This window comes from Streptomyces sp. NPDC059851, from assembly GCF_042732005.1.
GTDB lineage: Bacteria > Actinomycetota > Actinomycetes > Streptomycetales > Streptomycetaceae > Streptomyces.
On record NZ_JBHWJJ010000047.1, the window covers coordinates 1 to 24,305 of the forward strand.

The following is a 24,305-nucleotide window of genomic DNA, read 5'->3' on the forward strand; positions in this document are numbered from 1 at the left end:
CCAGCAGGGGCTGGCCCCGGGGCGTGTCGGGACGGCACCGGTACCGGCCGCCGACCGGCGCCGCAGCGACCGGCGGCGGGCGGGAGGCGGTGGTCCGGCCGAGTACGAGGGGTCTTCCGGGTTCGGGAGTGCGGGTGGGTGGGGAGGTCTTGTGCAGGTCCTTCGGGGGTGATCAACGCGGCGGAGGGGTGGAGTAGCGTCGCCGCGCTGCGGGAGAGGAGCGGGGCATGCGCGAGGTCACGGTCCCACCGGTCGTCACGGGAACACCCGTCGGCGGGCTCGCCGACTGCGTGTTCCGGTACGCGCTCGACGATCCCGACCGTGTCGTGCTGGGGCGCAAGGGGGACGGGGGCTGGCGGGACGTGACGTCCGGGGAGTTCGCCTCCGAGGTGCTCGGGCTCGCGCGCGGGCTGCTGGCGCAGGGGGTCCGGTTCGGGGACCGCGTGGCCGTGATGTCCCGTACCCGGTACGAGTGGACGCTGTTCGACTTCGCGCTGTGGGCGGTCGGCGCCCAGCCCGTACCCGTCTATCCGTCCTCCTCCGCCGAGCAGGTGCACTGGATCCTGTCCGACTCCGGGTGCACGGCGTGCGTCGTGGAGAACGAGGACCAGGCCATGACCGTCGGTTCCGTCGTCGAGGGGCTGCCGCAGCTGCGGCGGCTGTGGCAGCTCGACGCCGGGGCCGTCGAGTCGCTCCTCGCGGACGGGCGCGGGGTCGCCGAGGACGTCGTGCACCGGCACCGCGCCGCGGTCACGCCCGACGCCGTCGCGACCGTCATCTACACGTCCGGGACCATGGGCCGCCCGAAGGGCTGCGTGCTCACGCACGGCAATTTCATGTACGAGGCGGACACGCTCGTGGCCCGCTGGGAGTCGGTGTTCCGGGCCGGGTCCGGGGAGGTGCCCTCCACCCTCCTGTTCCTGCCGCTCGCGCACGTCTTCGGGCGGATGGTGGAGGTGGCTGCCGTCCGGGCCCGGGTCAAGCTCGGGCACCAGCCGGTGCTGGCGGCGGCCGAGCTGCTGCCGGACCTCGCCGCGTTCCGGCCGACGTTCGTGCTGGGGGTGCCGCACGTCTTCGAGAAGCTCTTCGCGGCGGCCCGCCGCACGGCGGAGGCGGAGGGGCGCCTTGGTCCCTTCGACCGGGCCGTCGAGACGGCCGTACGGTACGCGGAAGCGCGCGAGCAGAAGGCGTTCGGCGTCGGGCCGGGGCCGTCGGCCGCGCTGCGCGTGGAGCACCAGCTGTTCGAGAGGCTGGTGTACGGGAAGGTACGGGAGGCGCTTGGCGGGCGGGTGCGGCACGCCATGTCGGGCGGGTCGGCGATGTCGCGCCGGCTCGGACTGTTCTTCGACGGGGCCGGAATCACGGTGTTCGAGGGGTACGGGCTGACCGAGTCCTGCGCGGCCGCGACCGCGAACCCGCCGGGGGCCGTCAAGTACGGCACGGTGGGCCGGCCCATCCCGGGCAGTGCGGTGCACATCGCCGAGGACGGGGAAGTGTGGCTGCACGGGGCGCACGTCTTCTCGGGGTACCTCAACGACGCGCTCGCCACGCAGGCCGTGCTGCGCGACGGCTGGCTGGCGACCGGGGACCTGGGGCGGCTGGACCAGGACGGCTACCTCACCATCACCGGGCGGAAGAAGGAGATCCTGGTCACCTCCAACGGCAAGAGCGTCGCGCCGGCCGCCCTGGAAGAGCGGGTGCGTTCGCACCCGCTGGTCGCGCAGTGCGTGCTCGTCGGCAACGACCGGCCGTACGTGGCCGCGCTGGTCACCCTGGACCCGGAGGGCATCGCGCACTGGCTGTCGATGCGCGGTCTGCCGCAGCGGCCACCGGCCCAGCTGGTCCACGACCCGGACCTGGCGGCGGAGGTGCGGCGGGCGGTGGTGGCGGCGAACACGCTGGTCTCGCAGGCCGAGGCGATCAGGACGTTCCGGGTGCTGGAGGAGCAGTTCACGGAGGAGCGGGGGCTGCTGACGCCCTCGCTGAAACTGAAGCGGCGGGCGATCGAGAAGGTGTACGCGCAGGAGGTCGCCGCCTTGTACGGGGACCCTGCCCTCCCGCGGACGTCCGGAGTCGGGAATAGGCCGGTCCGGCGGCCGGTTCCCGACGACGTCCGATGAGATCCGACGAGATCCGGCGACGCCCGTACGCGGCGCCCGGCGACCCCCGAGGGAACGACAGCACGTGAACCAGGTCCCCGCCATCACGCTCAACAACGGCACCTCGATGCCCCGGCTCGGCTTCGGTGTCTGGCAGATCCCCGACGACGAGGCCGAGCGCGCGGTCGGGACCGCGCTGGAGGCGGGCTACCGCAGCATCGACACGGCGTCCGTGTACCGGAACGAGCCGGGCACGGGCAAGGCCATCGCCGGGTCCGGGCTGCCGCGCGAGGAGCTGTTCGTCACCACCAAGCTGTGGAACAGCACGCGGCGGAAGTGGCGCCGGAAGGAGGTGCTGCGGGCGTTCGAGGATTCGCTCTCCCGGCTCGGCCTCGACCACGTCGACCTGTACCTGATCCACTGGCCGCGTCCCATGCGCGACGACTTCCTGTACATCTGGGAGGCGTTCGAGGAGATCGCGGCGAGCGGCCGGGCCCGCGCCGTCGGCGTGTCGAACTTCCGCCCGACGGACCTGGACAGGCTCCGGGAGCGGAGCTCCCTGGTGCCGGCCGTGAACCAGGTCGAGCTGCATCCGCTGTTCCCGCAGGCCGAACTGCGGGCGGAGCACGCCCGCCGCGGCATCGCCACCGAGGCCTGGTCCCCGCTCGGCCAGGGTGCGGGGCTGCTGGCACTGCCCGCCGTCGAGGCGGTCGCGGCCCGGCACGGCCGCTCCGCGGCCCAGGTGGTGCTGCGCTGGCACCTGCAGCTCGGGAACATCGCGATCCCGAAGTCGGTGACGCCGTCGCGGATCAGGGAGAACCTGGACGTGTTCGGTTTCGAGCTGGACGCCGCCGACATGGCGGCGCTGGACGCCCTCGCCGACGGGCCGCGGGCGGGGCGGATCGGGCCGGACCCGGCCGTCTGCGACCTCTGAGCGGGGGCGGGCAATGGGTGTCCCCGACGGGGTGTACCGGGTGCGTAACGTGGCGACCGGTCTGCTGCTGCGGGTGGAGGGCGGCAGCCGGGTGGGGGTGGGGCCCGACGGCCCGCCGGCGCCGGCGGCCGCCCTGGAGTGGCGGATCTCGCCCGTGCACAGCGGTGGCGGGATCGTCCACGTCGTGAGCGTGCACGGCGACAGGCGGCTGGACGTGGCGAACGCGTCGACGGAGAGCGGCGCCCGCGTCCAGGTGTGGCGGCCGAACGCCTTCGGCGCGCAGGAGTGGATCGTCGAAGAGCACCTCGACGATCCGGGGGTGGTGTCCCTGGTCGCCTGCATCAGCGGGCTGTCGCTGGAGGTGGACGAGGAGGGCCTCGCCCGGCAGTGCGAGGACACCGACTCGCCGGCGCAGTGGTGGCGGCTGGAGCCCGTCTGACCGGCGCCCGCCCCGGGGCTCCGGGCGCGACGCCCGGAACCCGGGTCCGGGGCGGGCGGTGTCAGCTCGCGCCGTGGGCCGGGGCGAGGGCCTCGACGCGTTCGGCGAGGGTGAAGTCCGCCTCGGTGACGGCGTCGCCCGCGCTGTGGGTGTTCATCGACAGCCGGACGGTGTTGTAGCCGAGGGTGAGGTCGGAGTGGTGGTTCAGCTCGTCCTGCACGGCGGCGATGTGGGCGACGAGCGCGCTCGCGGCGACGTGCGAGCCCAGCCGGTAGGTGCGGATGATCCGGTCGTCCTCGAACGCCCACCCGGGCAGTTCCCGCAACCGGTCCTCGATCTCCTTCTGCGAAAGCGGCTCGGCTGCCATCGGCATGCTCCTTCCCCGTACGGGACGAACTCCTGACGTGGGGTCAAGGTTCCCACAGCCGGGGCGGTGGGCGGGGGTGCGCGCGGCCGGTCGCGCGCCTTTCCGTAGCGGTCGCGCACCTTCCCAACGGAGGGTCGCCCGCACCTGCGGGAAGCCTCCCTGAGGTAGCGTCATGCGCATGGCGACCACGACGACCACCACGGCACACGCGGACACCGGGGGGTCCGTCGGCTCCCTGCTCCGCACCTGGCGCGAGCGGCGCGGCATCAGCCAGCTGGAACTGGCCGGTCGCGCCGACTCCTCCGCGCGCCACATCAGCTTCATCGAGACCGGCAGGTCCCGGCCCAGCCAGGAGATGGTGCTTCGGCTCGCGGACCGCCTCGACGTCCCCGTACGGGAGCGCAACGCGTTGCTGCTCGCCGCCGGGTACGCCCCCCAGTACGCGCAGACCCCGATGGACGACCCGGCGATGGGCACCCTGCGCGAGGGCCTGGAGCGCCTGCTGACGGGCTACGAGCCGTACCCGGCGCTGGTCGTGGACGCCATGTACAACGTGATCGCCGCCAACCGGGGCATCGCGATGCTGCTGGACGGTCTGCCCGAGCACCTGCTGACCCCGCCGCTGAACGCGATGCGGATCACCCTGCACCCCGAGGGCCTGGCGTCGCGGATCCACAACCTCAAGGAGTGGCGCGGCCACCTGCTGGCCCAGATGGAGCGGCAGATCGCGCTGGCCCGCTCCGCGCCGCTGCGCGCCCTGTACGAGGAGGTCGCGGCGTACCCGGTGGCCGACCGCCCGGGTGACCGAGAACCGGCCGAAGCCGTTCCGTACATCGCGCTGCCCCTGGTCATCGAGCACGACGGGCACCGGCTGTCGTTCGTGTCGTCCATCGCGACGTTCAACACCCCGATGGACGTGACCGTCGCCGAGCTGGCCATCGAGACCATGCTCCCGGCCGACCCGGCGACGGTGAAGTACCTACGCTCACTGGGGCCCTGAGGCCCGCGCCGCACGCGCGGCGGCGACCTGACGCAGCGCCAGCTGCTGGAACAGCGCGAAGGCGGCGACGGTGAGCGCCTGGGCCGGGATCCAGGCGAGGCCCGCCGCGGTGGGCGCGTCCCAGAAGAAGAGCGAGACCAGGCTGAGCACGACCCAGGCGCAGTTGGCCTCGATCACGAGCTTCACGCCGAACACCGGGGGCCGGCGGCGGGAGGCCAGCCAGCCGACGCCGGCGGCGTAGGCGGTGAGGAAGAGACCGAGCTCGAACAGGGTGGCCGGGTCGATGCCGAGCAGCCGGCCCGTCGGGGCGCTGAAGGCGGCGTACGCCAGGCCGTTGGCGCCGGTGACGACGGCGTCGAGGGCGAGGAAGCGGCGCAGGGCGGTCTGCGGGGCGGCGGTGCGGGCGATACCGGCGATCAGGGTTGCGGACATGGCGGATCAGCCTCCGGGAGGGTCGGGGTTCGAGCGGCCGGCGAGGGCCGACGGCAGGCCGGCCGGGAGGGGTGCGGGATGCTCCGCGGCCTTCCGTGAACCGGTGCCACCACTGTGCCGCGCGGCCGCGGCGGGGTCGATTACCTCCGGGGTAACGGGCCCGCTCCGGTCTTCGGGGGGTGCGCGTGCGCCGTCGCGGCGCGCCAGGTGGTGGGTGGCGGGCCGGTCAGGGGTGGCGCCAACCTTCTTTGACCCACATCGCAAGAAACGTTGGGGTTCTTATGTTCCGCTACGACCCGGAGGGCTACGCTGCACACAGCCGATGCTCTCGAACGTCCAGTCGACACACGGAGAACCTCACGGTGACACCCGCCGCCCGGCCCGACCTCGCCGCGACCTGGTCGCGTGTCGCGGCCCTGGCGCAACGCCGCGGCCAGGACCCGGCCGAAGTGCTGGACGCGGAGCAGCTGGGCCGGCTGTGCGGGGTGGAACCGGCGCTGATCCCCGCGGTGGTGGCGGGGACGGCGCCCCCGGCCCCCCTGTGCGAGCGGGTGCACCGGCGTTTCCTACGGCTGCGGGCCACGCGCCGCGACCGGCACGGCCGGGAGTGGCCGCTGGCCACCATCGCCGACGCGTTCGATGCGCCCGGCGCCTCGTTAGGCCCGCTCAACGCGGGCACCGGGCTGCCCCGGCTGGGCCACGCCGCCGGGGTACAACGGTTCTTCGGGGTGTACGCGGGCTTCCTCCTCGCCGACAGCAAGAGCGCGGTGGAGCGGGCACTGGCCGTCACCGCCGCCGAGGCGTGCACCAGGGCCGCGGCGGGCGCCCCGGTGACCGGCTCCGGCGCAACGGACGACCTGGAACACCTGTCGTACCTGACGGGAATGCCCCCGCACGCCGTCGCGCAGACCCTCGACGGACGGCCGCCCCGACTGCCGCTCAAGGAGCAGGTCCACCAGCGTTTCACCCACCTGCGCCGCACCCGCCCGCGGCCCGACGGGCAGGCCCACTCACTGGCCGCCATCGCCCACTCCTTCGACGCGTCCGGCCAGTCGCTGACCCGCCTCGCCCGTGGCGAGGGGCTACCCAACCTCGCCGCTGCCGCGGGCATCCAGCGCTTCTACGGGGTCGACGGCGGCTTCCTGCTGGCCGACGACACGGAGGCCCTCGCCACCGCCCTCGCCGGCATCGAGTACGAGCTGCGGTCGGCGGAGCAGGACGCGGAGGACCCGATGCTCGCCGTCCTGCGGGCGCACGACGTGCGCAGCATCGTCACCCGGGCCGGTCGGCTGTCCGCGGCGGGCTGGAAGTCGCTGGCCGACCACCTGGACGACCTGCTGGCGCGGGAAGGCCTGCTCAAGGGCCCGGGCGCGCACCGTGAACCCCCGGCCCGCACGGCAGGGGGCCGTGAAGACACCGCCGAGGGGGGAGCGCCATGAGGACCACACGGACCATGCGGAAGCTCGGCGCGGATCTGCTGGCCGAGGTGCGCCTGGCGCCGCCGGCCGACGCCGCCGCGATCGTCGGGAGCCTGTGCGAGGCGTACGGCCGCAGGCGCGGTGGGCGGCCCGTGGCCTTCCGCTTCGCGGGGTTCCCGCCGGACACGGCCAGCGGGCTGTGGCTGGAGCTCGCGGACCGCGACCTGCTGATCATCGAGGAACGCACCCGGCCCGAGCACCAACTCGTCATCGCGTGCCACGAGTTATGGCACCTGGAGGAAGGCACCTGCGACAGTCACGGGCCGGGCATGGCCGTGGCCGCCCGGCTCGTGGGACCGAACGGCGACCTCGCGGACCTGCTGCACTCCGAGACCGGTCTGGGCAGCGTCGTGCGGCAGGCAGCTGCCCGCGCCGACCGGGAGGACCCGGCGGAGATCCGGGCCGAGACCTTCGGCCTGCACCTCGGCAAGATCCTCAAGACCTTCCTGCAGCCGCCCTGCCAGGAGCAGTTCCCCGAGGCGATCGAGCGCATCAAGACCTCGCTCGGCTGGGGCCGTTGAGTGCACCCCTGCGGCGCAGCCCGGCGCCGCGGCGGCCACCGGCCCACCGCCGCCCTGCCGACGCACCTCACGCGCCGCTGCCCCCGCACGGCCCCGACAGAGAGCCCACCACACACGATGACCCCCTCCACCCCGCCCCGCCAGGCCGTCGTGATCGGCGGCAGCATGGCCGGCCTGCTCGCGGCAGCGGTGCTCGCCGAGCACGCGAAGGTCACGATCATCGACGCCGACACGCTGCCCGACAGCCCGGTGCCGCGGCGCGGCCTCCCCCAGGCCCGACACGTCCACGTCATGTGGTCGGGCGGGGCGCGCGCCATCGAGGAGATCCTGCCGGGCATCACCGAGGACTGGACGGCGGCGGGCGCCATCCGTCGGAGCCTGCCCACGGACCTGGTCACCAAGACGGCGCAGGGCTGGATCCCCCGCTGCGGGGAGAAGCAGTTCAACATCTCGTGCAGCCGCGACCTGCTCGACGCGGTGGTACGCGCCCGCGTGACGGGCCTGAGCGGTGTCACCACCCTGCAGCAGAGCCGGGTGCACGCGCTGGAGGGGACTGCGGCCCGGGTCACCGGGGTCCGCGTCGACACCCCCGAGGAGGAGGGGCTGTTGATCACCGCCGACGTGGTGGTGGATGCCAGCGGGCGCGGATCCCGCGCCCGGGCCTGGCTCCAACAGCTCGGGGTGGGCGCCGTCCGGCAGGCCCAGGTGGACTCCGGGCTGGTGTACGCGACCCGGATCTTCGAAGCGCCCCCCGGGGCCCACGAGATGGGCTTCCCCATCGTCAACGTCCAGTCCGATCCGCGGGTTCCCGTACCCGGGCGGACCGCGACGATCGTGCCCATCGAGAACGGCCAGTGGCAGGTCACCCTGTCGGGCACCCGCGGCGGCCAGCCCACCGGCGACCCCGACCGGTTCATCCCGTTCGCCAAGGGCATCCGGGACCCGATCGTCGGCGAGCTCCTCGAAGGCCGCAAGCCGCTCACCGACGTCGCCGTCACCCAGGGCACCGCCAACCGGCGGGTCTACTTCGAGAAGGCCGACCTGCCCGACGGGTTCTTCGCCGTCGGGGACTCCGTGGCCACCTTCAACCCGTTGTACGGGCAGGGCATGACCGTCGCCGCGCAGGGCCTGCTGGCCGTACGGGCACTGCTGCGCGCCAGGGGGCTCGCCCACCCGTCGTTCGGCCGCGAGGCGCAGCGGGCGCTCGCCCCGATGGTGGCCACCGCCTGGGAGCTGGCCACGTCCCAGGACATCCTGTACCCGGGTGCGACCGGGATGCGGCCGCGGGCCGGGGTCGGCCTGCTGAACGCGTACGTCAGCCGGCTGGTGACGGGCGCGACGACCCGGGAGGCGTTGACGGCCGCGTTCCTCCAGGTCATCACGATGAGCAGCCCGCCCACCTACTGGTTGCGCCCGTCGGTGGTGTGGCAGGTGCTGCGCGCCTCGGACCGGGGTGCGCTGAAGGCGCCGCCACTGACCGCGGCCGAGCGGGCCGTCGCGGGGCTCGACCGGGTGGCCGGGCGGGCCGGGCCCGCGGCCGCGCCCGGACCGGGCGGTCCCGTCGATCCGGTGGGCCCCGTCGGCCAGGCGCGATGACGGACGGGCTCATCCTCTACGTCCCGGGGTCGGTGCTGATCCTGGCGCTGCTGATCAAGGCGCCGACGCTGCGCAGGAACTGGGACCAGCCGCTGATGCGGGCGGTGTGCACGCTGTTGGTCGTCGGCTGCCTCGTGATGTTCCTGGCGGCTCCGCCGACGATCTCGGCGGTGAACCGGCTGACGGGCATCACCAACTTCTCGGCGCCGCTGGTGTACGGGGTGCTCACAGCGTTCTCGGGGTCGTGCATCGTCCTGGTGCTGCACTGGGGCGGCGGCCCGCCCGCGGTGGTGCGCCGGGCGACCCGGCTCACGTCGGCGGTGTTCGGCGCCGTCGCCCTGCTGATCGTCTTCCTGTTCGTGATGGGGGACGCACCGGTCGAGCGGGTGCGGGACCTGGACACGTACTACGCCAACACGCCCTGGCTGCGCGAGATGATCGTCTGCTACCTGCTGGCCCACATGGCGGGCAGTTCGGCGCTGACGGGCCTGTGCTGGAAGTGGCTGCTGCGGGCGGACCCCTCGCTGCGGCCGCTGCGCACCGGGCTGGCGCTGATCGTGCTCGGTGGGGTGCTGGACCTGGGCTACCTGGTGGCGAAGTGGGCGGCGGTGGGCGCCCGCTGGGCGGGCCGGGACTGGGACGGGCTGTCCACGTACGCGGCCCCGCCCCTCGCCGCGTCGGCGGCCCTGATGGTGGGGGCGGGGTTCATCGTGCCGCTGGTCGGCGGCTCTGAGGCCTGGCGGGACTACAGCCGGTACCGGCGGCTGCGCCCGCTGTGGAAGGCACTGCGCGGCTTCGCCTCGCCGAGCGTGAGGACGGTGCCGCTGACCTGGTGGTCGCCGATCGGGATCCGGCTGATCCACCGGGAGTCGGTGATCGACGACGGGATCCTGGCCCTGGGCTGCTGGTTCGACCCGGGCGTGCGGTGTGCCGCGTACGAGGCCGCGCGCGCCGAGGGCATGGACGGGCCGCGGGCGTCGCTGGTGGCGGACGCAGCCATGCTCGCGGCGGCGGTGCGGCGCCGGGAGGCCGCCGAGCTGGCGGGCTGCGTCGGGGAACACCGGGAGGGCGCCGACCAGGGGCCGCCCGACCCGTACCGGCTGGACTCGACGCCTCTGGCGGCGCTGGCCCGGGAGTTCAGCTCGTCGCCGATCGTGGCGGCCGTCCGCAGCGGCCGCGACTAGCTGCGGCCCGCGTCGGCGTTGACGGGCGAGAGCCGGTAGGCGCCGTGGTGGGAGACGACACGGCCTGCGGTGGGCGGCGCGAAGTGGGTGCCCAGGACGAGGGTGTCCGTGTCGGCGAGCGAGCCGAGCAGGGTGCGGCGCGAGGCCTCTGACCGCTCGGGGTCGATGTCGACGCACGCGCCGATGGCCGGACGGGCGAGCTGGACGGGGTGGTGGATGCAGTCCCCGGTGATCAGGACCGTCCGGCCGGGGGTGGTCAGCTCGACGGCGACGTGGCCGGGAGTGTGGCCGGGCGTGGGCAGCAGGCGGAGGTGCGGGGTGATGGCCGCGCCCCCGGCGGGGACGTCGACGAGGTCGAGCAGTCCTGCTTCCTCCACCGGGATCACGGAGTCCAGGAACATGTGCCGGCGCGCCTCCTCCATGTCGTACCCGGCCCAGAACTCCCGCTCGGTGCGGGAGGTGACGTAGCGGGCGTTGGGGAAGGTGGGGACCCACGCTCCGTCTGCCAGCCGGGTGTTCCAGCCGACGTGGTCGGCGTGCAGATGGGTGAGGACCACCAGGTCGACCGAGTCCGGGGGGAATCCGGCGGCGGTGAGGCGCTGGAGGTAGTCGGTGTCCAGGTCGTGCCAGGCGGGGTTGGCGCGCTCCTTGCCGTTGCCGATCCCGGTGTCCACGAGGACGCGCAGCCCGTCGAGGGTGAACGCGAAGGTGTGGCTGTGGAGGCGCAGGACGCCCCGGTCGTCGGCGAAGTGGGGGCGCAGCCAGTCCTGTCCGGCGACGACCTCGGGGGTGGCGTCCGGCAGCAGCCAGGGTCCGGTGGCGGGCGGCAGGGGGGTCTCGTCGATGCGGTGGACGGTGACGTCGCCCGCGGTCCAGCCGGGGACTGCGGGCGGGCGGACGGCCGGGCGGACGGATGGTGCGGTTGCTCGGGTCTCAACAGTGGTCACGGACGGGTCCTTTGACACTAAACGCAAACGGTTTGCTTTTAGTTAGCGTAGGGCCCTACGAACGCCTGAGGCCCGACACCGCGCCCGGGGACCACGGGTCCCTCTCCTCGGACCTGACGGCCTGGGCCGAGCAGTTCCTCGACGAGATGTCCTCCCCCACCGGCCGCGCCTACGTCCGCGACGCCCTGCTCGGGGACCCGGACGGCAGCAACGCCGGCCGGTGCTCCGCGTACGCCGCCGAACAGGTCGGCGCCATCCTCACCCGCGCGACCGGACGCGGGGAGCGGACGCCCGACGTCGAGACGGTCCTCGACCACGTCGTCGCCCCGCTGATGTACCGCATCCTGTTCCGACCGGACGGGCTCGAGACCGCGTACGCCCGCCGACTCGTGACGGCCGTCCTCGGCCCGGCCGGCCGGTGACCGGTTCGCCCCTCCGGACACGCGACGGGGCGTGCCGGCCCGGACCCGCCCCGGGCCGCGGTCAGGCCGCGAGGACCTCCTCGGGGCCGGACCCGGGCTCGGGATCGGGCTCGGGGTTACGGGCGAGCCAGGCCCCGTAGGCGCGGACGCGGCGCCAGTGCCGGAGCTGGTCGAGGGCGAACGCCGCCCGGGCCGAGGCGTGCGGCCGCGGTTCCAGGCCCCGGGCCAGCCGGTGCATCTGGAAGCGTACGAAGGCCAGCAACCCGGCGCCGGCCAGGTCCCGGTCCTTCCACTGCAGCCGTTCCACGATCACGCGTACGTCCTCCCCCGCGCGCCAGCGGGCCGGCAGATCGGGGCGGAACGCCAGGGCGGAGGCGAGGCCGACGACGGCGAAGCCGCGGTCCAGGACCCGGCGGGCGGTCTGGCTGCGGGCTATCCCGCCGGTCAGCATCAGCGGCATGGGGGCCGCCTCGACGAACTGTTCGGCGAAGGCGAGGAAGTACGCCTCGCGCTCCAGGGTCCGCAGGTCGGCCGTACGGCCCAGGGTCGCGGGGCTCTCGACGCTGCCCCCGGACAGTTCGACCAGGTCGACGCCGAGCCCGCCGAGCACCTCCAGGACCCGGGCGGCGTCCTCGGTGTCGAAACCGCCGCGCTGGAAGTCGGCGGTGTTCAGCTTGACCGCGACCGCGAAGTCCTCCCGGACCCGGGCGCGGACGGCCCGGACGACCTCGGCGAGCAGCCGGACCCGGTTGGGGAGGCTGCCGCCCCAGCGGTCGGTGCGCCGGTTGACCAGCGGGGAGAGGAACTGGCTGAGGAGGTAGCCGTGGGCGGCGTGGATCTGGACGCCGTGGAAGCCGGCCTCCTGCGCCCGTCGGGCGGTGACCGCGAAACGCCCGACGGTGGCCCGGATGTCGGCCTCGGTCATCGCGGTGGGCCGGGCGAACCGCTTGGTGTGCCTGCCGAGGCTCACCCCGATCTCCGAGGGCGCCCAGGCGGTGCCGGGCATCTCCGCGCCGACCTGCCGGCCGGGGTGGTTGATCTGCATCCAGACCTGGCCGCCGCCGGATGCGGCGGCCCGGGCCCAGCGGCGGAACGGGCCGAGCGGGGCGTGTGCGTCGAGGACGATCGTCCCGGGGGCGGTCAGGGCCCGGCGGTCCACCATCACGTTGCCGGTGATCAACAGTCCGGCGCCGCCCTGCGCCCACCGGCGGTAGAGGCGCTCGATGCGCTCGCCGGGCAGCTGGCCGGGCCCGGCGAGGCTCTCCTCCATCGCGGCCTTCGCCAGCCGGTTCGGCAGCCGGCCGCCATGGGGCAGGTCGAGTGGCGTGAAAAGGTCCATCTGCGCTCCCCCCGGACCGCGGGTGGCACGTGCCACCCGCATTCGGCCGACAAGATACCGCCAGGTGTCCGAGAAACGTCAGTCCTCTGCCGGCCGTGACGGCGGGCGGCGGGATCGCGCGGGACCCCGGCCCCGGGCAGGGCCGCCCGGGGTACCGGGGGGACCTGCGGGAGTGCCGGTCAGAGGTCCGCGGGGGAAAGCCCGGCCTGGGCGGCGGCCGCCTGCACGGTCTGCTCCAGCAGCACCGCGATGGTCATCGGGCCGACGCCGCCGGGAACCGGGGTGATCAGCGAGGCGCGGGCGGCGGCGGACTCGAAGTGGACGTCGCCGACGTTGCCCTCGTTGTAGCCGGCGTCCAGGACCACGGCGCCCGGCTTGATGTCCTCACCGCGGATGAATTCGGCCTTGCCGACGGCGGCGACCAGGACGTCTGCCTGGCGGACGATCGAGGACAGGTCCCGGGTGCGGGAGTGGCAGTAGGTGACGGTGGCGTTCTGCTCCAGCAGCAGCATGCCGGCGGGCTTCCCGAGGATGGCGCTGCGGCCGACGACGACGGCGTGCTTGCCGGTGAGGTCCACGTCGTACTCGGCGAGCAGGCGCATGATGCCGCCGGGGGTGCAGGAGACGAAGCCCGGCAGGCCGAAGCCCATCGCGGCGAAGGAGTGCATGGTGACGCCGTCGACGTCCTTGCCCGGGGCGATGGCCTCGAAGGCGGCGCGCTCGTCGATGTGGTGCGGGACGGGGTGCTGGAGCAGGATGCCGCTGATCGCCGGGTCCTCGGAGAGGGCCGTGATGGTGGCGACGAGCTCCTCGGTGGTGGTCCCGGCCGGCAGCGCCACGTGGCGGGAGGTGATCCCGGCCTTGGCGCAGCGGTTCTGCTTCATGCGGACGTAGGTGACGGAGGCCGGGTCCTCGCCGACCAGGACCGTCGCGAGGCAGGGCGCGGTGCCGGTGCGCTCGGTGAGCTTCGCCGCCCGGGCGGCGGTCCGCTCGGTGATGCGGCGGGCGAGGGCGGTGCCGTCCATGAGGCGGGCGGTGGCAGTCGTCATAGGGGTCTCCTGGGCGTCGCTGCGGATCGCGGTTCGCCCAGGCGCGCGGCAGTCGGCCGTACGCGCGGTACGCCGGACGCACGACGGGGTGCCGTACGCCGGGCCGCTCCCCGGTGGTGATCCACCCGAACGCCAGTCACGGCCCGCGCCCACTGTAGTCGACGGCGCGCGGCGGCCCACGGGCCGGTCCGGGGGCCCGTCCGCGGGCCCGTGCCGGGCCGGACAGAAGGGCAAATCGGTGGATCACCGGCGCCACCCCTGGAACGATGTGGGACATGACGCGCACGTTCGATTCCCTGGTGGCGGAGGCCGAGTCCGTCTCGGTGGAGGGGTGGGACTTCTCCTGGCTCGACGGCCGCGCCACCGAACAGCGCCCCTCCTGGGGCTACCAACGGATGCTGGGCGAGCGGCTCGCCCGGGTCCGCTCCGCGCTGGACGTCCAGACCGGCGGGGGCGAGGTGCTCGCCGGGGCGGGGCCGCTGCCGCCGCTGATGGCGGCGACCGAGTCGTGGCCGCCGAACATCGACAGGGCCACCCGGCTCCTGCACCCGCTGGGCGCGGTGGTGGTCGCGGACGCCGACGAGCCGCCGCTGCCGTTCGGGGACGAGGCGTTCGAGCTGGTGTGCAGCCGGCATCCGGTGACCATCTGGTGGGAGGAGATCGCACGGGTGCTGCGCCCGGGCGGCACGTACTTCTCCCAGCAGGTCGGGCCGTCGAGCGTCTTCGAGCTGGTCGAGTACTTCCTCGGGCCGCAGCCGGAGGGGGTCCGGCGCGCTCGGCACCCGGACGACGCGGTCGCCGACGCCGGGAAGGCGGGGCTGGAGGTCGTCGACCTGCGTTCCGAGCGGCTGCGGACGGAGTTCCACGACATCGGGGCGGTGATCTACTTCCTGCGGAAGGTGATCTGGATGGTGCCGGGCTTCACCGTCGCCCAGTACCGCGACCGCCTGCGGGAACTTCACGAGGAGATCGAGCGCGAGGGCCCGTTCGTGGCGCATACCGCCCGTTTCCTCATCGAAGCACGCAAACCGGGCTGAGCGGGTGGCGCTGCCGGAGGGGCGCGGACGCCCGGACGGATTTCCGGCCGATCGGTTGCCTGTCCACAGCGTGGCGCAGGTCACTCAATTCAGCGCGTAACGAATCGACTCGGGCATGCGATGAACCGACAGGTTGTCCTCGCGCGGCCCGGAATACAGACCCCCCTCGGGTCTGTTTCCCGAGTCCGCGCGATGATGTCCCGCCCACTCCTTATCTGTTCGCAACGAGAGGCTTCTTGTGTCGCTCAGCCCGTCCCGTACGTTCCCTCCGGAGATCGCCGATTCCGAGGCCCTGGTCGCGCTCGTCGAGCGCGGCCGCGAGCAGGGTCACATCAACGGCGACGACGTGCGCCAGGCCTTCGAGGCCGGCCGCATCCCGGTGGACCAGTGGAAGCGGGTCCTGCGCAGCCTGAACCAGGTCCTGGACGAGGAGGGCGTGGCCCTCCACGTCAGCGCGGCCCCCGCCACCAAGGCTGCCGCCAAGAAGCCCCGCAAGGCTGCTGCCGCCCCGGCCCGCACCGTGACCAAGAAGGTCGCCGCGCCGCGCCCGATCGGCGCGCGCAGCAAGGCCGCGACCGCTGCTGCTGCGGCCGCCGCTGCGGCCCAGGCCGCGGCCCCGGCGGCCGCCGCCCCCGCCGCGGCGATATCCGCCACCCCGGCCGCCGCGCCGCAGGCCGTGGCGGCCGATGCCGCCGAGCCGAAGAAGCGGACGGTCAAGAAGGCCGCCGCGGCCAAGAAGACCGCCGCGAAGAAGACGACGGCGGCCAAGAAGACCACCGCCAAGGACGTGGACGACGCCGAGAACCCGTCCCTGGAGGGCGAGGACTGGCAGACCGAGGACCTCGTCGACGAGGTCGAGGAGGAGACCCCCGGCAGCGGCGGCCAGGGCTTCGTGCTGTCCGACGAGGACGAGGACGACGCCCCCGCCCAGACGGTCATGGTGGCCGGTGCCACCGCCGACCCGGTCAAGGACTACCTCAAGCTCATCGGCAAGGTGCCGCTGCTCAACGCCGAGCAGGAGGTCGAGCTCGCCAAGCGGATCGAGGCCGGACTGTTCTCCGAGTACAAGCTCGAAGAGGAGGAGGACCTCAAGCCGGCGTACCGGCGCGAGCTGGAGATCCTGGTCGAGGACGGCCGCCGGGCCAAGAACCACCTGCTGGAGGCCAACCTCCGCCTCGTGGTCTCCCTGGCCAAGCGCTACACCGGCCGCGGCATGCTCTTCCTGGACCTGATCCAGGAGGGCAACGTCGGTCTGATCCGCGCCGTGGAGAAGTTCGACTACACCAAGGGCTTCAAGTTCTCCACGTACGCGACCTGGTGGATCCGGCAGGCGATCACGCGTGCCATGGCCGACCAGTCGCGCACGATCCGCATCCCCGTCCACATGGTCGAGATCATCAACAAGCTCGCCCGTGTGCAGCGGCAGATGCTCCAGGACCTCGGCCGCGAGCCCACGCCGGAGGAGCTGGGCAAGGAGCTCGACATGACCCCGGAGAAGGTCATCGAGGTCCAGAAGTACGGCCGCGAGCCGATCTCCCTGCACACCCCGCTGGGTGAGGAGGGCGACAGCGAGTTCGGTGACCTCATCGAGGACTCCGAGGCGGTCGTCCCGGCCGACGCGGTCTCCTTCACCTTCCTCCAGGAGCAGCTGCAGTCGATCCTGGGCACGCTCTCCGAGCGTGAGGCGGGCGTGGTCTCCATGCGCTACGGCCTGAACGACGGCCAGCCGAAGACCCTCGACGAGATCGGCCGCGTGTACGGGGTGACCCGTGAGCGCATCCGCCAGATCGAGTCGAAGACCATGTCGAAGCTGCGCCACCCGTCGCGCTCCCAGGTGCTGCGCGACTACCTCGACTGATCCGCGGGCTCGACTGATCCGCGGGTCGGCCGGAAAAGCACCGGCCCCCGTACCCCGCCCGTGAGGGCGGGGTACGGGGGCCTTCGCGTACCCGCGGGTTCAGTGCTCCAGGAGGTTCCGCAGCCGCTCCTCGTTGCGGGCCATCTCCTTGCGCGCGTGCGGCTTGGCCACGAGCGGCGCGATGACCCTGCCGATGCCGTGTCCCTCGATCTCGACGTCCAGGGTCAGGCGGGAGCGCTTGCCGCCGTCCAGCGGCTCGATGGCCCCGTGCACGTTGCCGCGTACGGGCCCGTCCACGCCCTGCATGTGCCAACTGCGGGGCGGGTCGAGCTGCTTGACCTCCATCGTCGTCGGGAACTCCCGCTTGCCCAGCCTTCGGGTGACGGCGACCCGCTGCCCTACGTGGGGCGGCGCGCCGTCCAGCGGGCGGGCGGAGACGGCGCTCTCCTGCCACTCCGGGAGGTGCCTGGGGTCCGTCACGTAGGCGTAGACGTCCTCGGGAGTGGCGGAAATGTCGATGGTCTCTCTGATCGCGGACATGGCGGCCCCTTAGTGCCCCCCTGCTTGTCCTCTCCCTACCAAACTACCCCCGCAGGTCAGGCGGCCGCGCGGGCTTTGCGGGCGGCGATCACGGCGTAGACGAGGACACCGGCGAAGAGGAACAGGGTGCCCTGGTAGACGGCGGCGTAGCCGGAGCCGGCGACCAGCCACATGGAGAAGCCGAAGGACACGGTGGCGAGGGAGGCGTCGCGGACGAGGCGGCCGCGGTGGACCTGCTCGGTCTTGCCCTCCAGCAGGAAGCGGATCTGCGCGGCGGTGGCCAGCAGGTAGGGGACGGTCGCGGTGAAGGTGGTGACCAGGACGAGGACCTCGAAGACGCCGCCGGAGCCGGCCGTGTAGTTGTAGACGGTCAGGGCGGAGGCCAGGGCGGTGGTGACGAGCACGCCCATCACCGGGACGCCGCGCTGCTTCTTCTCGAAGGCCTTCGGGAAGAGGCCGTCCTTGGCGGCGGCGTACGGGGTCTGCGCGCTGAGCAGGGTCCAGCCGTTGAGGGCGCCCGCCATCGAGATCACGGCGGCGCAGGCGACGAGGGTGCCGCCCCAGGTCCCGCCGAACATGGCGTTGACGGCGTCGGTGAAGGGGGCCTCGGAGTCGACCAGCCGGTCGTGGGCGACCAGGCCGAACACGGAGAGGGTGCCCAGCAGGTAGACGACGGCCGCGCCGGCGGTGCCGAGGATGGTGGCCCGGCCGACGTTGCGAGCGGGGTCGCGGACCTCGCCGGCGCTGACGGCGGCGGACTCCACGCCGAGGTAGCTGAAGAGGAGGATCGCCGCGGAGGCGGAGAGGGCGCCGGCCGGACTCTGGTCGGTGGCCTGGAACGGGCCGAGGTTGGCCGGGTCGAAGAAGAACAGGCCGCCCACGGCCACCAGCAGCAGCGGGGCGAACTTCAGGACGGTGGCGACCAGCTGGACGGTGCCCACCCAGCGGGTGCCGGCCAGGTTGGCGAGCGCCGGGAGCCACTGCATGGCCAGGGCGGCCAGGCACATGGACCACTTGTGCGCGCCGATGGCCGGGAAGAGGACCGAGAGGTAGCCGACCGAGGCGACGGCGAGGGCCGCGTTCGACACCCAGGATGTGATCCAGTACGTCCAGGCCGCGAGGAAGCCTGCGAAGTCGCCGAAGGCGGCGCGGGCGTACACGTACGGGCCGCCGGTCTGCGGGAGGCGCTCGGCGAGCCGGCCGAAGACCAGGGCGAGGGCGATCGCGCCGAGCGTGAGCACGCCGAACGCGACCAGGCTGATCGTGCCGAACGGAGCCACGGAGGCGGGCAGGAGGAAGATGCCGCCGCCGATGATGTTGCCCATGACCAGGCAGGTCGCGATCGGGAGGCCGAAGCGGCGGGCGTGCGGGCCGCCCGCGCCCTCCTCTGCGGTCTCGGGGGTGGCGGGGGCCTGGGGGGCCGGGGCTATGGCAGGGGTGGTGCTCAAGGGTGGCGCCTCGGGTGTTTCACATGCCGGACAGGTCGACACATGCTCCGGTACGGTGCGGGCACCGCAAAATCAACGGCTTTCGTCCGGAACGGAGGCCCCTGCGGACGGAAGGATTCCGTTCTACGGGGCCTGCGGCCGTGGATCCTTCAGTACGGCCTCCGCGACCACGCCCGTCCCACCCGGCTCCGGGGCCTCGGCGGCCGCTTCCTCCACTGCCCTCGCGACCGTTGCCCTCGCGACCGCGGCCTCCTCCGCGGCCGCCGCCGTCCCCGCCGCCGTCCGCGCCGCCGCCGCCGGGCGGGCAGGTCCCAGCGGCACCTGCGGGCCGTCCAGCTCCCGCAGCCAGCCCCGCAGGACGCGGTGCACGGCCTCCGCGCCCACCGGGAACGGCGGTTCCGGATCCGACAGCTCCACCGGCCACATCAAGAACGCCTCCCCCTGCTCCCCGCCCAGCCCGCCGTGCGAGCCGATCTGCTCCTCGAAGGCGTGCACCTGCCCGGTCTCCGGGTCGTACGCCGAGTTCACCATGACGTCGGGGACGTGCGGGAAGCCGTCGCTGCGCCGGACCGCCTCGGCCGCCCCCGGTCCGAACCGGTCCAGCAGGGCCTCCGCCTCCCCCGGCTCGGCCAGCCGGGCCGTCACCCCGCCCGGGCCCAGGACCTCCCCGTCCACCAGCAGGAACCCGATGCCGGGATGGTTGGCCAGGGTCGGCAGCAGGGCCGGGTGCGCGCGCTCGATCCGCGCCCGCGACGCCCGGCCCCGGATGTCGGGGAAGGAGATCACCCCGAGGTTGCCGGAGGCCAGCACCACCGGTTCCCGGCGCCCCGGCCGGGGGAGCTCCTCCTCGCCTTCCTCCACGGGCCGGTGGAGGGCCGCCAGTACGGCCGCCCGGGCCTCGGCCCCGCTGGGGGTGCCGCCGGCCCGACGGGAGACGGGCAGCCCGCAACCCGCCCGGACCAGGTCCTTCAAGGTCAGCCCGTACCGGCTCAGGAAGGTCTCCCCCGGGCTCTGCCCGTGGTCCGACAGCAGCACGATCCGGTAGGTGCGCGGCGCGTGCTCGGTGACCCGGGCGAGGAGCGCGAGACTGCGGTCGAGCCGGGCCAGCACCTGGTCGGTGTCCCGTCCGCGCGGGCCCGAGTGGTGGGCGACCTCGTCGTACGCGACGAGGTCGGCGTAGATCGCGGAGCGGCCGGCCAACACGTCACCGATCACCGCGGCGACGACCACGTCCCGTTCGACGACCGTCGCGAAGGCGCGGATCAGCGGGTACAGGCCGCCCCGGGACACCCGGGGGCCGTCCCCGTGCAGCCGTGCCCGTACCGACTGGACGATCTCCCGGCACACCTCGGCGACGAAGGACACCGCGGTGCGGACGGCGTTGGCCGGGTCGGAGAAGTACGCGAAGTAGCCGGCCCGCGAGCGGTTCGCCCGGCCCCGACGGGCCGAGACCGACAGCACCAGGGCGAGCTGGTCGGCGCCGCCGCTGAACAGGTTGCCGCGGCTGGCCCCGTCCAGGGTGAGCAGCCCGCCGTCCCCGGTGCGGGCGACGGCCCGGCGCTGGAGTTCTGCGGCGCTGGTGGGCCGGTTGCAGACCATCACCTCACCGCTCTCCTTCTCGTACCAGCGGAAGGCGGGCACGTCGAAGGTGGAGCCGTGCAGGATGCCGAGCTGGCTGGCGCCGGTCTGGCTGGACCAGTCGGTGTGCCAGGGGGTGATGCGGTGGCTGCGCTCCAGCCAGTCCGCGACCGTCGGCATCACCCCCCGGTCGGCGGCCTCGCGCAGCACGCGGTGGCCGACGCCGTCGAGTTGGAGGAAGAGCAGGCCCGGCGGCTGCCGGGCGCCGGCGGCGCCCGGCCCGCGGTGGCGCCGGCGCCGCCGGTCGGCGAGCCGGTAGAGGCGCCGCCGGTACGCCTCGTCGTCGCGGACCGCGAGGGCGGTCGACGTCGCCGACGCCACGGCGGACATGACCGCGGCCACCACGACCGCGGTCTCGGGGGCCGCCTGTCCGTGCCCGGACGGGATCAGGCGGAGCGCCATCAGCAGCAGGGAGCCGTTGAGGAAGAAGACGAGCAGGCCGAGCACCAGAGCCGGCACCAGCAGCAGGGCCCGTACCAGCACCGGCCACACCAGCGCGCTCAGCAGGCCGAACGCCCCGGCGCCCCAGGCCGCCGTCAGCCCGACCTTGGTGACGCTGTCACCGTCGCCGGACTGGAGCCGGAAGTCGGGCAGGACGCCGGCCAGCACCAGCATCGTCAGGGTGGACACCGCCCAGACCACGATCACGCGCAGCAGGGCGCCGCCCGTGCTCCGCAACCGTCCTCGCCGCACGCCGCACCCGCCTCGTGTCGCCCCCGGCCACGGCCGGGAAGCACCACCGGGCCCGCGCGCGCCGCCCGCGGTCCCCGCCGCCTCGTCCAGCGTCGCACAGCGGGCGTCGGGGCGCGGCCGGGTGCGCCCCCTCCGGTCGGTGCCCGGGGTGCCGTCGCAGCGGTCAGGTGCCGTCGTAGCCTGCGGTCGGCATGGAGAGCCGGCGGTGCACCTCGGCCTTCATCGCGGAGGTGTAGTGCGGCTCGTCGAGCCCGGCGGTCTCCAGTCGTACGCCGCGCCGCCGGCACTCCGCGGTGAACTCCTCGACGGAGCGCAACGCCCGGGCGAGCACGCGGTGGTTGGGGGCGACGAACAGGTCGACCTGCCCGGCGTCCACGTCGCACCACAGCGCGCAGTGGTCGGGGCGCAGCCCGTAGACGAGCAGCTCCCTGGTGACGACGTAGCCCTGGTCGGCGGCCCAGCGGTCGCACATGGCGCGCTGGCTCCGGGTGTCCACGGCGAAGGGGTCGGTGTCCAGATCCTCGAGCGGGGCCAGGCTGGCGATCGCGGCCACGCGCAGCTCATCCATGCCGCCCGACCCTACTCCGATCCGCGGCCCGGGAGGAGGGGTGCGGCCGGTTTCGGTTGCGGGCGCCCACGGAGGGCAGCATCTAGGCTCGTGGGTGCGGCCGGTGCGGTGCGGGGCCGCGACAGGACGGGGGTGCCGGATGCCGGTGGAGATCACCTGGTGGGGGCATGCCGCGTGCACGGTGGAGGACTCCGGGGTGCGGGTGCTGACGGACCCGTTGTTCGCCCGACGGCTGGCGCACCTGCGCCGGCGGCGCGGGGCCCTGCCGCCGGCGGAGGCGGCCCGGGCGGACGTGGCGGTGGTGTCGCACCTGCACGCCGACCACCTGCACCTGCCCTCACTGGCCCGGCTGGCGCCGGGGACCCGGCTGGTCGTCCCGCGGGGGGCGCGGCGGGCGGTGCCGGGGCTCGCCCGGCTGTCCGCGGTGCGGTCCCTGACGGTGACGGAGGTGGTCCCGGGGGACGAGGTGGGCGTGGGTTCCGGGGTGACGGTACGGGCGGTCAGTGCGCGGCACGACGGGCGGCGGCTGCCGTTCGGGCCGCATCTGGCGCCCGCCCTCGGGTACGTGGTGCAGGGCGCGCGGCGGACGTACTTCGCCGGGGACACCGGGTTGTTCGCGTCGATGGCCGAGGAGGTCGGGCCGGTGGACGTGGCGCTGCTGCCGGTGGGCGGTTGGGGCCCGTACCTGGGGCCGGGGCATCTGGACGCGGCCCGGGCGGCCCGGGCGCTGGCCGCGCTGGCGCCGGCCGCGGCGGTGCCGGTGCACTACGGGACGTACTGGCCGATCGGGCTGGACGCGGTGCGGCCGCACGAGTTCCATGCGCCGGGCGACGATTTCCTGCGGCATGCGGGGCGGCTGGCGCCGAAGGTGGCGGTCCGGGTGCCGGGGCACGGGGAGCGGGTGCGGCTGCCGTGATCCGGCCCGGGCTCGCGGTGGTGGCGTCGGCAGCGGCGTCGGTCGGGCGGGTGCCGCCGGAGACCACCCAGCAGGCGGTCGGATATCCGGCGCTGTTCGTGCTGGTGGCGCTGGGTGCGTTGGTGCCGGTGGTGCCGACGGGGGCGCTGGTGAGTTCGGCGGCGGTGGTGGCGGTCCATCAGCAGTCGCCGCCCGTGGCGGTGCTGATGGCGTTCGGGGTGGCCGCGCTGGCGGCGTTCACGGGGGACGTCGCCCTGTACTGGCTGGGGCAGCGCGGGGTGCGGTCCCCGGGCGGATCGCGGCGGCTGGAGGCGCTGCGCGAGCGGGCCACGCCGGAGCGGCTGGACCAGGCCCGGAGGCGGCTGGACGAGCACGGGGTGCTGGTGCTGGTGCTGTCCCGGTTGGTTCCGGCGGGCCGGATCCCGGTGATGGTGGCCTGCCTGTTGGCGCAGCTTCCGCTGGGGCGGTTCGCGCGGGGCGACCTGCCGGCGTGCCTGGCGTGGGCGGCGACGTACGGGCTGATCGGGATCGTGGGCGGGTCGCTGTTCGCGGAGCCGTGGAAGGGTGTGGTGGTGGCGGTCGCGCTGGCCCTGCTGGTCAGTGCGGGGCCGGCGGTGTGGCGCCGGCTGCGGCCGACGCAGTAGGTGGGCGACGGCGGCCCGTACGGTGGGGGGTTCACCACGTGCGGGACGCCCCCACGGGCAGGTCCCACAGGTCCCGGCGGTCGAGGCCGGCGCGGGCCCAGGCGGCACGGACGCGGTGCAGCGGCTCCATGACGGGTTCGGCGGACAGGACGAACATGCCCCAGTGCATGGGGGCCATCCGACGGGCCCCGACGTCCTGGCACGCCCGTACGGCCTCCTCGGGGTCGGCGTGGACGTCGCACAACCACCAGCGGGGCGCGTAGGCGCCGATCGGGAGCAGGGCCAGCTCGATGCCGGGGTGGCGGCGGCCGATCTCGGTGAACCAGTGGCCGTATCCGGTGTCACCGGCGAAGTACACCTTGTGCGGGGCGGCGGACCGGGTGTCGGTGAGGATCCAGCCGCCCCACAGGGTGCGGCAGGTGTCGATGAGGGACCGCTTCGACCAGTGGTGGGCGGGGACGAAGTCGAAGCGCACGCCGCCCAGTTCGGCGGCCTCCCACCAGTCGAGCTCGGTGACGCGGGTGAAGCCGCGGCGGCGGCACCAGCGGCCGAGGCCGGCCGGGACGAAGAGGGGGGTGTGCCGGGGCAGCCGTTTGAGGGTGGGGGCGTCGAGGTGGTCGTAGTGGTTGTGGCTGATCACCACCGCGTCGACGGGCGGCAGGTCCTCCCAGCGGACGCCGGGGGGGTTCATCCGCGGCGGGGTGGCGAGGATCCGGCGGGACCAGACGGGGTCGGTGAGGACGGTCAGCCCGCCGGTCCGCACCACCCAGCTGGCGTGCCCGGCCCAGGTGACGCATGCGGTGCCGGGGGCGAGGTCGGGCAGCGGGCCCGGCGCGTAGGGCAGGTCGGGGATGCCGCGCAGGCCCTCGGGGCCGGGCCGGAAGACGCCCTCGCGCGCGAGCCGGGCGTACGCGCGCAGCCCCGGCAGCGGGGTGGTGAGCCGGTCGGCGAAGGACCGCGGCCAGCTCCGCCGCTCCCCGACCGGCCGCAGACCGCTGCCCGCCCCGGAGTCGGGCGGTACGGGCGTGCCGGGCGCCGGCGGGGCGGGGGCCGGTGGGGCCGGGGCTGTTGGCGCGGGGGCCGGTGGGGCGGGGGCCGACGTGGTGGGGGCCGGGGCGGCGGGGGGCAGGTCCCTCATCGAAGAGCTCCGCTCGTC

Annotated in this window: 23 protein-coding genes; 13 read left to right on the forward strand and 10 right to left on the reverse strand. The window is 74.2% G+C overall.

Annotated features, from left to right (window positions below; genetic code table 11):
- Nucleotides 1-227 precede the first annotated feature (227 nt).
- The 3 genes from ACFV7Q_RS18370 to ACFV7Q_RS18380 all read left to right on the forward strand — a co-directional run bounded on the left by ACFV7Q_RS18370 (nucleotide 228) and on the right by ACFV7Q_RS18380 (nucleotide 3,472).
- Nucleotides 228-2,120, forward strand: a complete 1,893-nt coding sequence (locus tag ACFV7Q_RS18370; RefSeq protein ID WP_385429543.1) for an AMP-dependent synthetase/ligase — start codon at nucleotides 228-230, stop codon at nucleotides 2,118-2,120.
- A 64-nt stretch (nucleotides 2,121-2,184) separates the two neighbouring features.
- Entirely contained in the window at nucleotides 2,185-3,033 is an 849-nt protein-coding gene (locus tag ACFV7Q_RS18375) for an aldo/keto reductase (protein ID WP_385429544.1), read from the forward strand.
- A gap of 13 nt (nucleotides 3,034-3,046) precedes the next feature.
- On the forward strand, nucleotides 3,047-3,472 hold the full coding sequence (locus ACFV7Q_RS18380) for an RICIN domain-containing protein (protein WP_385429546.1): 426 nt from the start codon (nucleotides 3,047-3,049) through the stop codon (nucleotides 3,470-3,472).
- Between the two features lie 61 nt (nucleotides 3,473-3,533).
- Here ACFV7Q_RS18380 and ACFV7Q_RS18385 read toward each other — a convergent pair whose 3' ends face one another.
- Nucleotides 3,534-3,839 (reverse strand): 4a-hydroxytetrahydrobiopterin dehydratase, encoded by a 306-nt coding sequence (locus ACFV7Q_RS18385; protein WP_385429548.1) that lies wholly within the window; start codon nucleotides 3,837-3,839, stop codon nucleotides 3,534-3,536.
- Between the two features lie 178 nt (nucleotides 3,840-4,017).
- Here ACFV7Q_RS18385 and ACFV7Q_RS18390 point away from each other — a divergent pair, with 178 nt between their 5' ends.
- Entirely contained in the window at nucleotides 4,018-4,839 is an 822-nt protein-coding gene (locus tag ACFV7Q_RS18390) for a helix-turn-helix domain-containing protein (RefSeq protein WP_385429550.1), read from the forward strand.
- Here ACFV7Q_RS18390 and ACFV7Q_RS18395 read toward each other — a convergent pair.
- Nucleotides 4,825-5,271 (reverse strand): hypothetical protein, encoded by a 447-nt coding sequence (locus ACFV7Q_RS18395; RefSeq protein ID WP_385429552.1) that lies wholly within the window; start codon nucleotides 5,269-5,271, stop codon nucleotides 4,825-4,827. The two genes, ACFV7Q_RS18390 and ACFV7Q_RS18395, sit on opposite strands and share 15 nt — an antisense overlap.
- A gap of 362 nt (nucleotides 5,272-5,633) precedes the next feature.
- Between ACFV7Q_RS18395 and ACFV7Q_RS18400 the strand changes: the two genes are divergently transcribed.
- The 4 genes from ACFV7Q_RS18400 to ACFV7Q_RS18415 all read left to right on the forward strand — a co-directional run bounded on the left by ACFV7Q_RS18400 (nucleotide 5,634) and on the right by ACFV7Q_RS18415 (nucleotide 10,050).
- The gene (locus ACFV7Q_RS18400; protein ID WP_385429553.1) at nucleotides 5,634-6,710 is read left to right on the forward strand and encodes a hypothetical protein; all 1,077 of its coding nucleotides are present in this window, start codon (nucleotides 5,634-5,636) and stop codon (nucleotides 6,708-6,710) included.
- Complete coding sequence (locus ACFV7Q_RS18405) at nucleotides 6,707-7,270, forward strand: toxin-antitoxin system, toxin component (RefSeq protein ID WP_385429555.1); 564 nt, start codon at nucleotides 6,707-6,709, stop codon at nucleotides 7,268-7,270. The genes ACFV7Q_RS18400 and ACFV7Q_RS18405 overlap by 4 nt, the downstream gene beginning before the upstream one ends.
- Before the next feature lie 117 nt (nucleotides 7,271-7,387).
- Nucleotides 7,388-8,866: an NAD(P)/FAD-dependent oxidoreductase gene (locus ACFV7Q_RS18410; RefSeq protein WP_385429557.1), complete on the forward strand. Its 1,479-nt coding sequence runs from the start codon at nucleotides 7,388-7,390 to the stop codon at nucleotides 8,864-8,866.
- Entirely contained in the window at nucleotides 8,863-10,050 is a 1,188-nt protein-coding gene (locus ACFV7Q_RS18415) for an MAB_1171c family putative transporter (RefSeq protein ID WP_385429559.1), read from the forward strand. The genes ACFV7Q_RS18410 and ACFV7Q_RS18415 overlap by 4 nt, the downstream gene beginning before the upstream one ends.
- Here the strand turns inward: ACFV7Q_RS18415 and ACFV7Q_RS18420 are convergent.
- Nucleotides 10,047-10,895 (reverse strand): MBL fold metallo-hydrolase, encoded by an 849-nt coding sequence (locus ACFV7Q_RS18420; protein WP_385429616.1) that lies wholly within the window; start codon nucleotides 10,893-10,895, stop codon nucleotides 10,047-10,049. The two genes, ACFV7Q_RS18415 and ACFV7Q_RS18420, sit on opposite strands and share 4 nt — an antisense overlap.
- 68 nt (nucleotides 10,896-10,963) lie before the next feature.
- Between ACFV7Q_RS18420 and ACFV7Q_RS18425 the strand changes: the two genes are divergently transcribed.
- Nucleotides 10,964-11,419, forward strand: coding sequence for a TetR-like C-terminal domain-containing protein (locus ACFV7Q_RS18425; RefSeq protein WP_385429560.1), 456 nt, complete (start codon nucleotides 10,964-10,966; stop codon nucleotides 11,417-11,419).
- A gap of 61 nt (nucleotides 11,420-11,480) precedes the next feature.
- Here ACFV7Q_RS18425 and ACFV7Q_RS18430 read toward each other — a convergent pair whose 3' ends face one another.
- Both ACFV7Q_RS18430 and ACFV7Q_RS18435 read right to left on the reverse strand, forming a co-directional pair.
- Nucleotides 11,481-12,758: an NADH:flavin oxidoreductase/NADH oxidase family protein gene (locus ACFV7Q_RS18430; protein ID WP_385429561.1), complete on the reverse strand. Its 1,278-nt coding sequence runs from the start codon at nucleotides 12,756-12,758 to the stop codon at nucleotides 11,481-11,483.
- A 179-nt stretch (nucleotides 12,759-12,937) separates the two neighbouring features.
- Nucleotides 12,938-13,807 (reverse strand): bifunctional 5,10-methylenetetrahydrofolate dehydrogenase/5,10-methenyltetrahydrofolate cyclohydrolase, encoded by an 870-nt coding sequence (locus tag ACFV7Q_RS18435; protein WP_385429563.1) that lies wholly within the window; start codon nucleotides 13,805-13,807, stop codon nucleotides 12,938-12,940.
- Nucleotides 13,808-14,082: 275 nt separating this feature from the next.
- Between ACFV7Q_RS18435 and ACFV7Q_RS18440 the strand changes: the two genes are divergently transcribed.
- Both ACFV7Q_RS18440 and ACFV7Q_RS18445 read left to right on the forward strand, forming a co-directional pair.
- Nucleotides 14,083-14,844 carry a class I SAM-dependent methyltransferase gene (locus ACFV7Q_RS18440; protein ID WP_385429564.1) on the forward strand — a complete coding sequence of 254 codons (762 nt, stop codon included), beginning with the start codon at nucleotides 14,083-14,085 and terminating at the stop codon, nucleotides 14,842-14,844.
- A 238-nt stretch (nucleotides 14,845-15,082) separates the two neighbouring features.
- Entirely contained in the window at nucleotides 15,083-16,702 is a 1,620-nt protein-coding gene (locus tag ACFV7Q_RS18445) for an RNA polymerase sigma factor (protein ID WP_385429566.1), read from the forward strand.
- 99 nt (nucleotides 16,703-16,801) lie between these two features.
- Here the strand turns inward: ACFV7Q_RS18445 and ACFV7Q_RS18450 are convergent, their stop codons facing one another.
- From ACFV7Q_RS18450 to ACFV7Q_RS18465, 4 genes are all read right to left on the reverse strand, one after another.
- Entirely contained in the window at nucleotides 16,802-17,242 is a 441-nt protein-coding gene (locus tag ACFV7Q_RS18450) for an SRPBCC family protein (protein ID WP_385429568.1), read from the reverse strand.
- Nucleotides 17,243-17,298: 56 nt separating this feature from the next.
- The gene (locus ACFV7Q_RS18455; protein ID WP_385429570.1) at nucleotides 17,299-18,690 is read right to left on the reverse strand and encodes an amino acid permease; all 1,392 of its coding nucleotides are present in this window, start codon (nucleotides 18,688-18,690) and stop codon (nucleotides 17,299-17,301) included.
- A 123-nt stretch (nucleotides 18,691-18,813) separates the two neighbouring features.
- Nucleotides 18,814-20,943, reverse strand: a complete 2,130-nt coding sequence (locus ACFV7Q_RS18460; protein WP_385429618.1) for an alkaline phosphatase family protein — start codon at nucleotides 20,941-20,943, stop codon at nucleotides 18,814-18,816.
- Nucleotides 20,944-21,184: 241 nt separating this feature from the next.
- Nucleotides 21,185-21,589 (reverse strand): hypothetical protein, encoded by a 405-nt coding sequence (locus ACFV7Q_RS18465; protein ID WP_385429572.1) that lies wholly within the window; start codon nucleotides 21,587-21,589, stop codon nucleotides 21,185-21,187.
- 139 nt (nucleotides 21,590-21,728) lie between these two features.
- Here ACFV7Q_RS18465 and ACFV7Q_RS18470 point away from each other — a divergent pair, with 139 nt between their 5' ends.
- Nucleotides 21,729-22,505, forward strand: a complete 777-nt coding sequence (locus ACFV7Q_RS18470; protein WP_385429573.1) for an MBL fold metallo-hydrolase — start codon at nucleotides 21,729-21,731, stop codon at nucleotides 22,503-22,505.
- Nucleotides 22,502-23,149: a DedA family protein gene (locus ACFV7Q_RS18475; protein WP_385429575.1), complete on the forward strand. Its 648-nt coding sequence runs from the start codon at nucleotides 22,502-22,504 to the stop codon at nucleotides 23,147-23,149. The genes ACFV7Q_RS18470 and ACFV7Q_RS18475 overlap by 4 nt, the downstream gene beginning before the upstream one ends.
- 31 nt (nucleotides 23,150-23,180) lie before the next feature.
- On the opposite strand, the gene ACFV7Q_RS18480 is transcribed toward ACFV7Q_RS18475, so the two are convergent.
- Nucleotides 23,181-24,287, reverse strand: a complete 1,107-nt coding sequence (locus tag ACFV7Q_RS18480) for an MBL fold metallo-hydrolase (RefSeq protein WP_385429577.1) — start codon at nucleotides 24,285-24,287, stop codon at nucleotides 23,181-23,183.
- Between the last annotated feature and the right edge of the window lie 18 nt (nucleotides 24,288-24,305).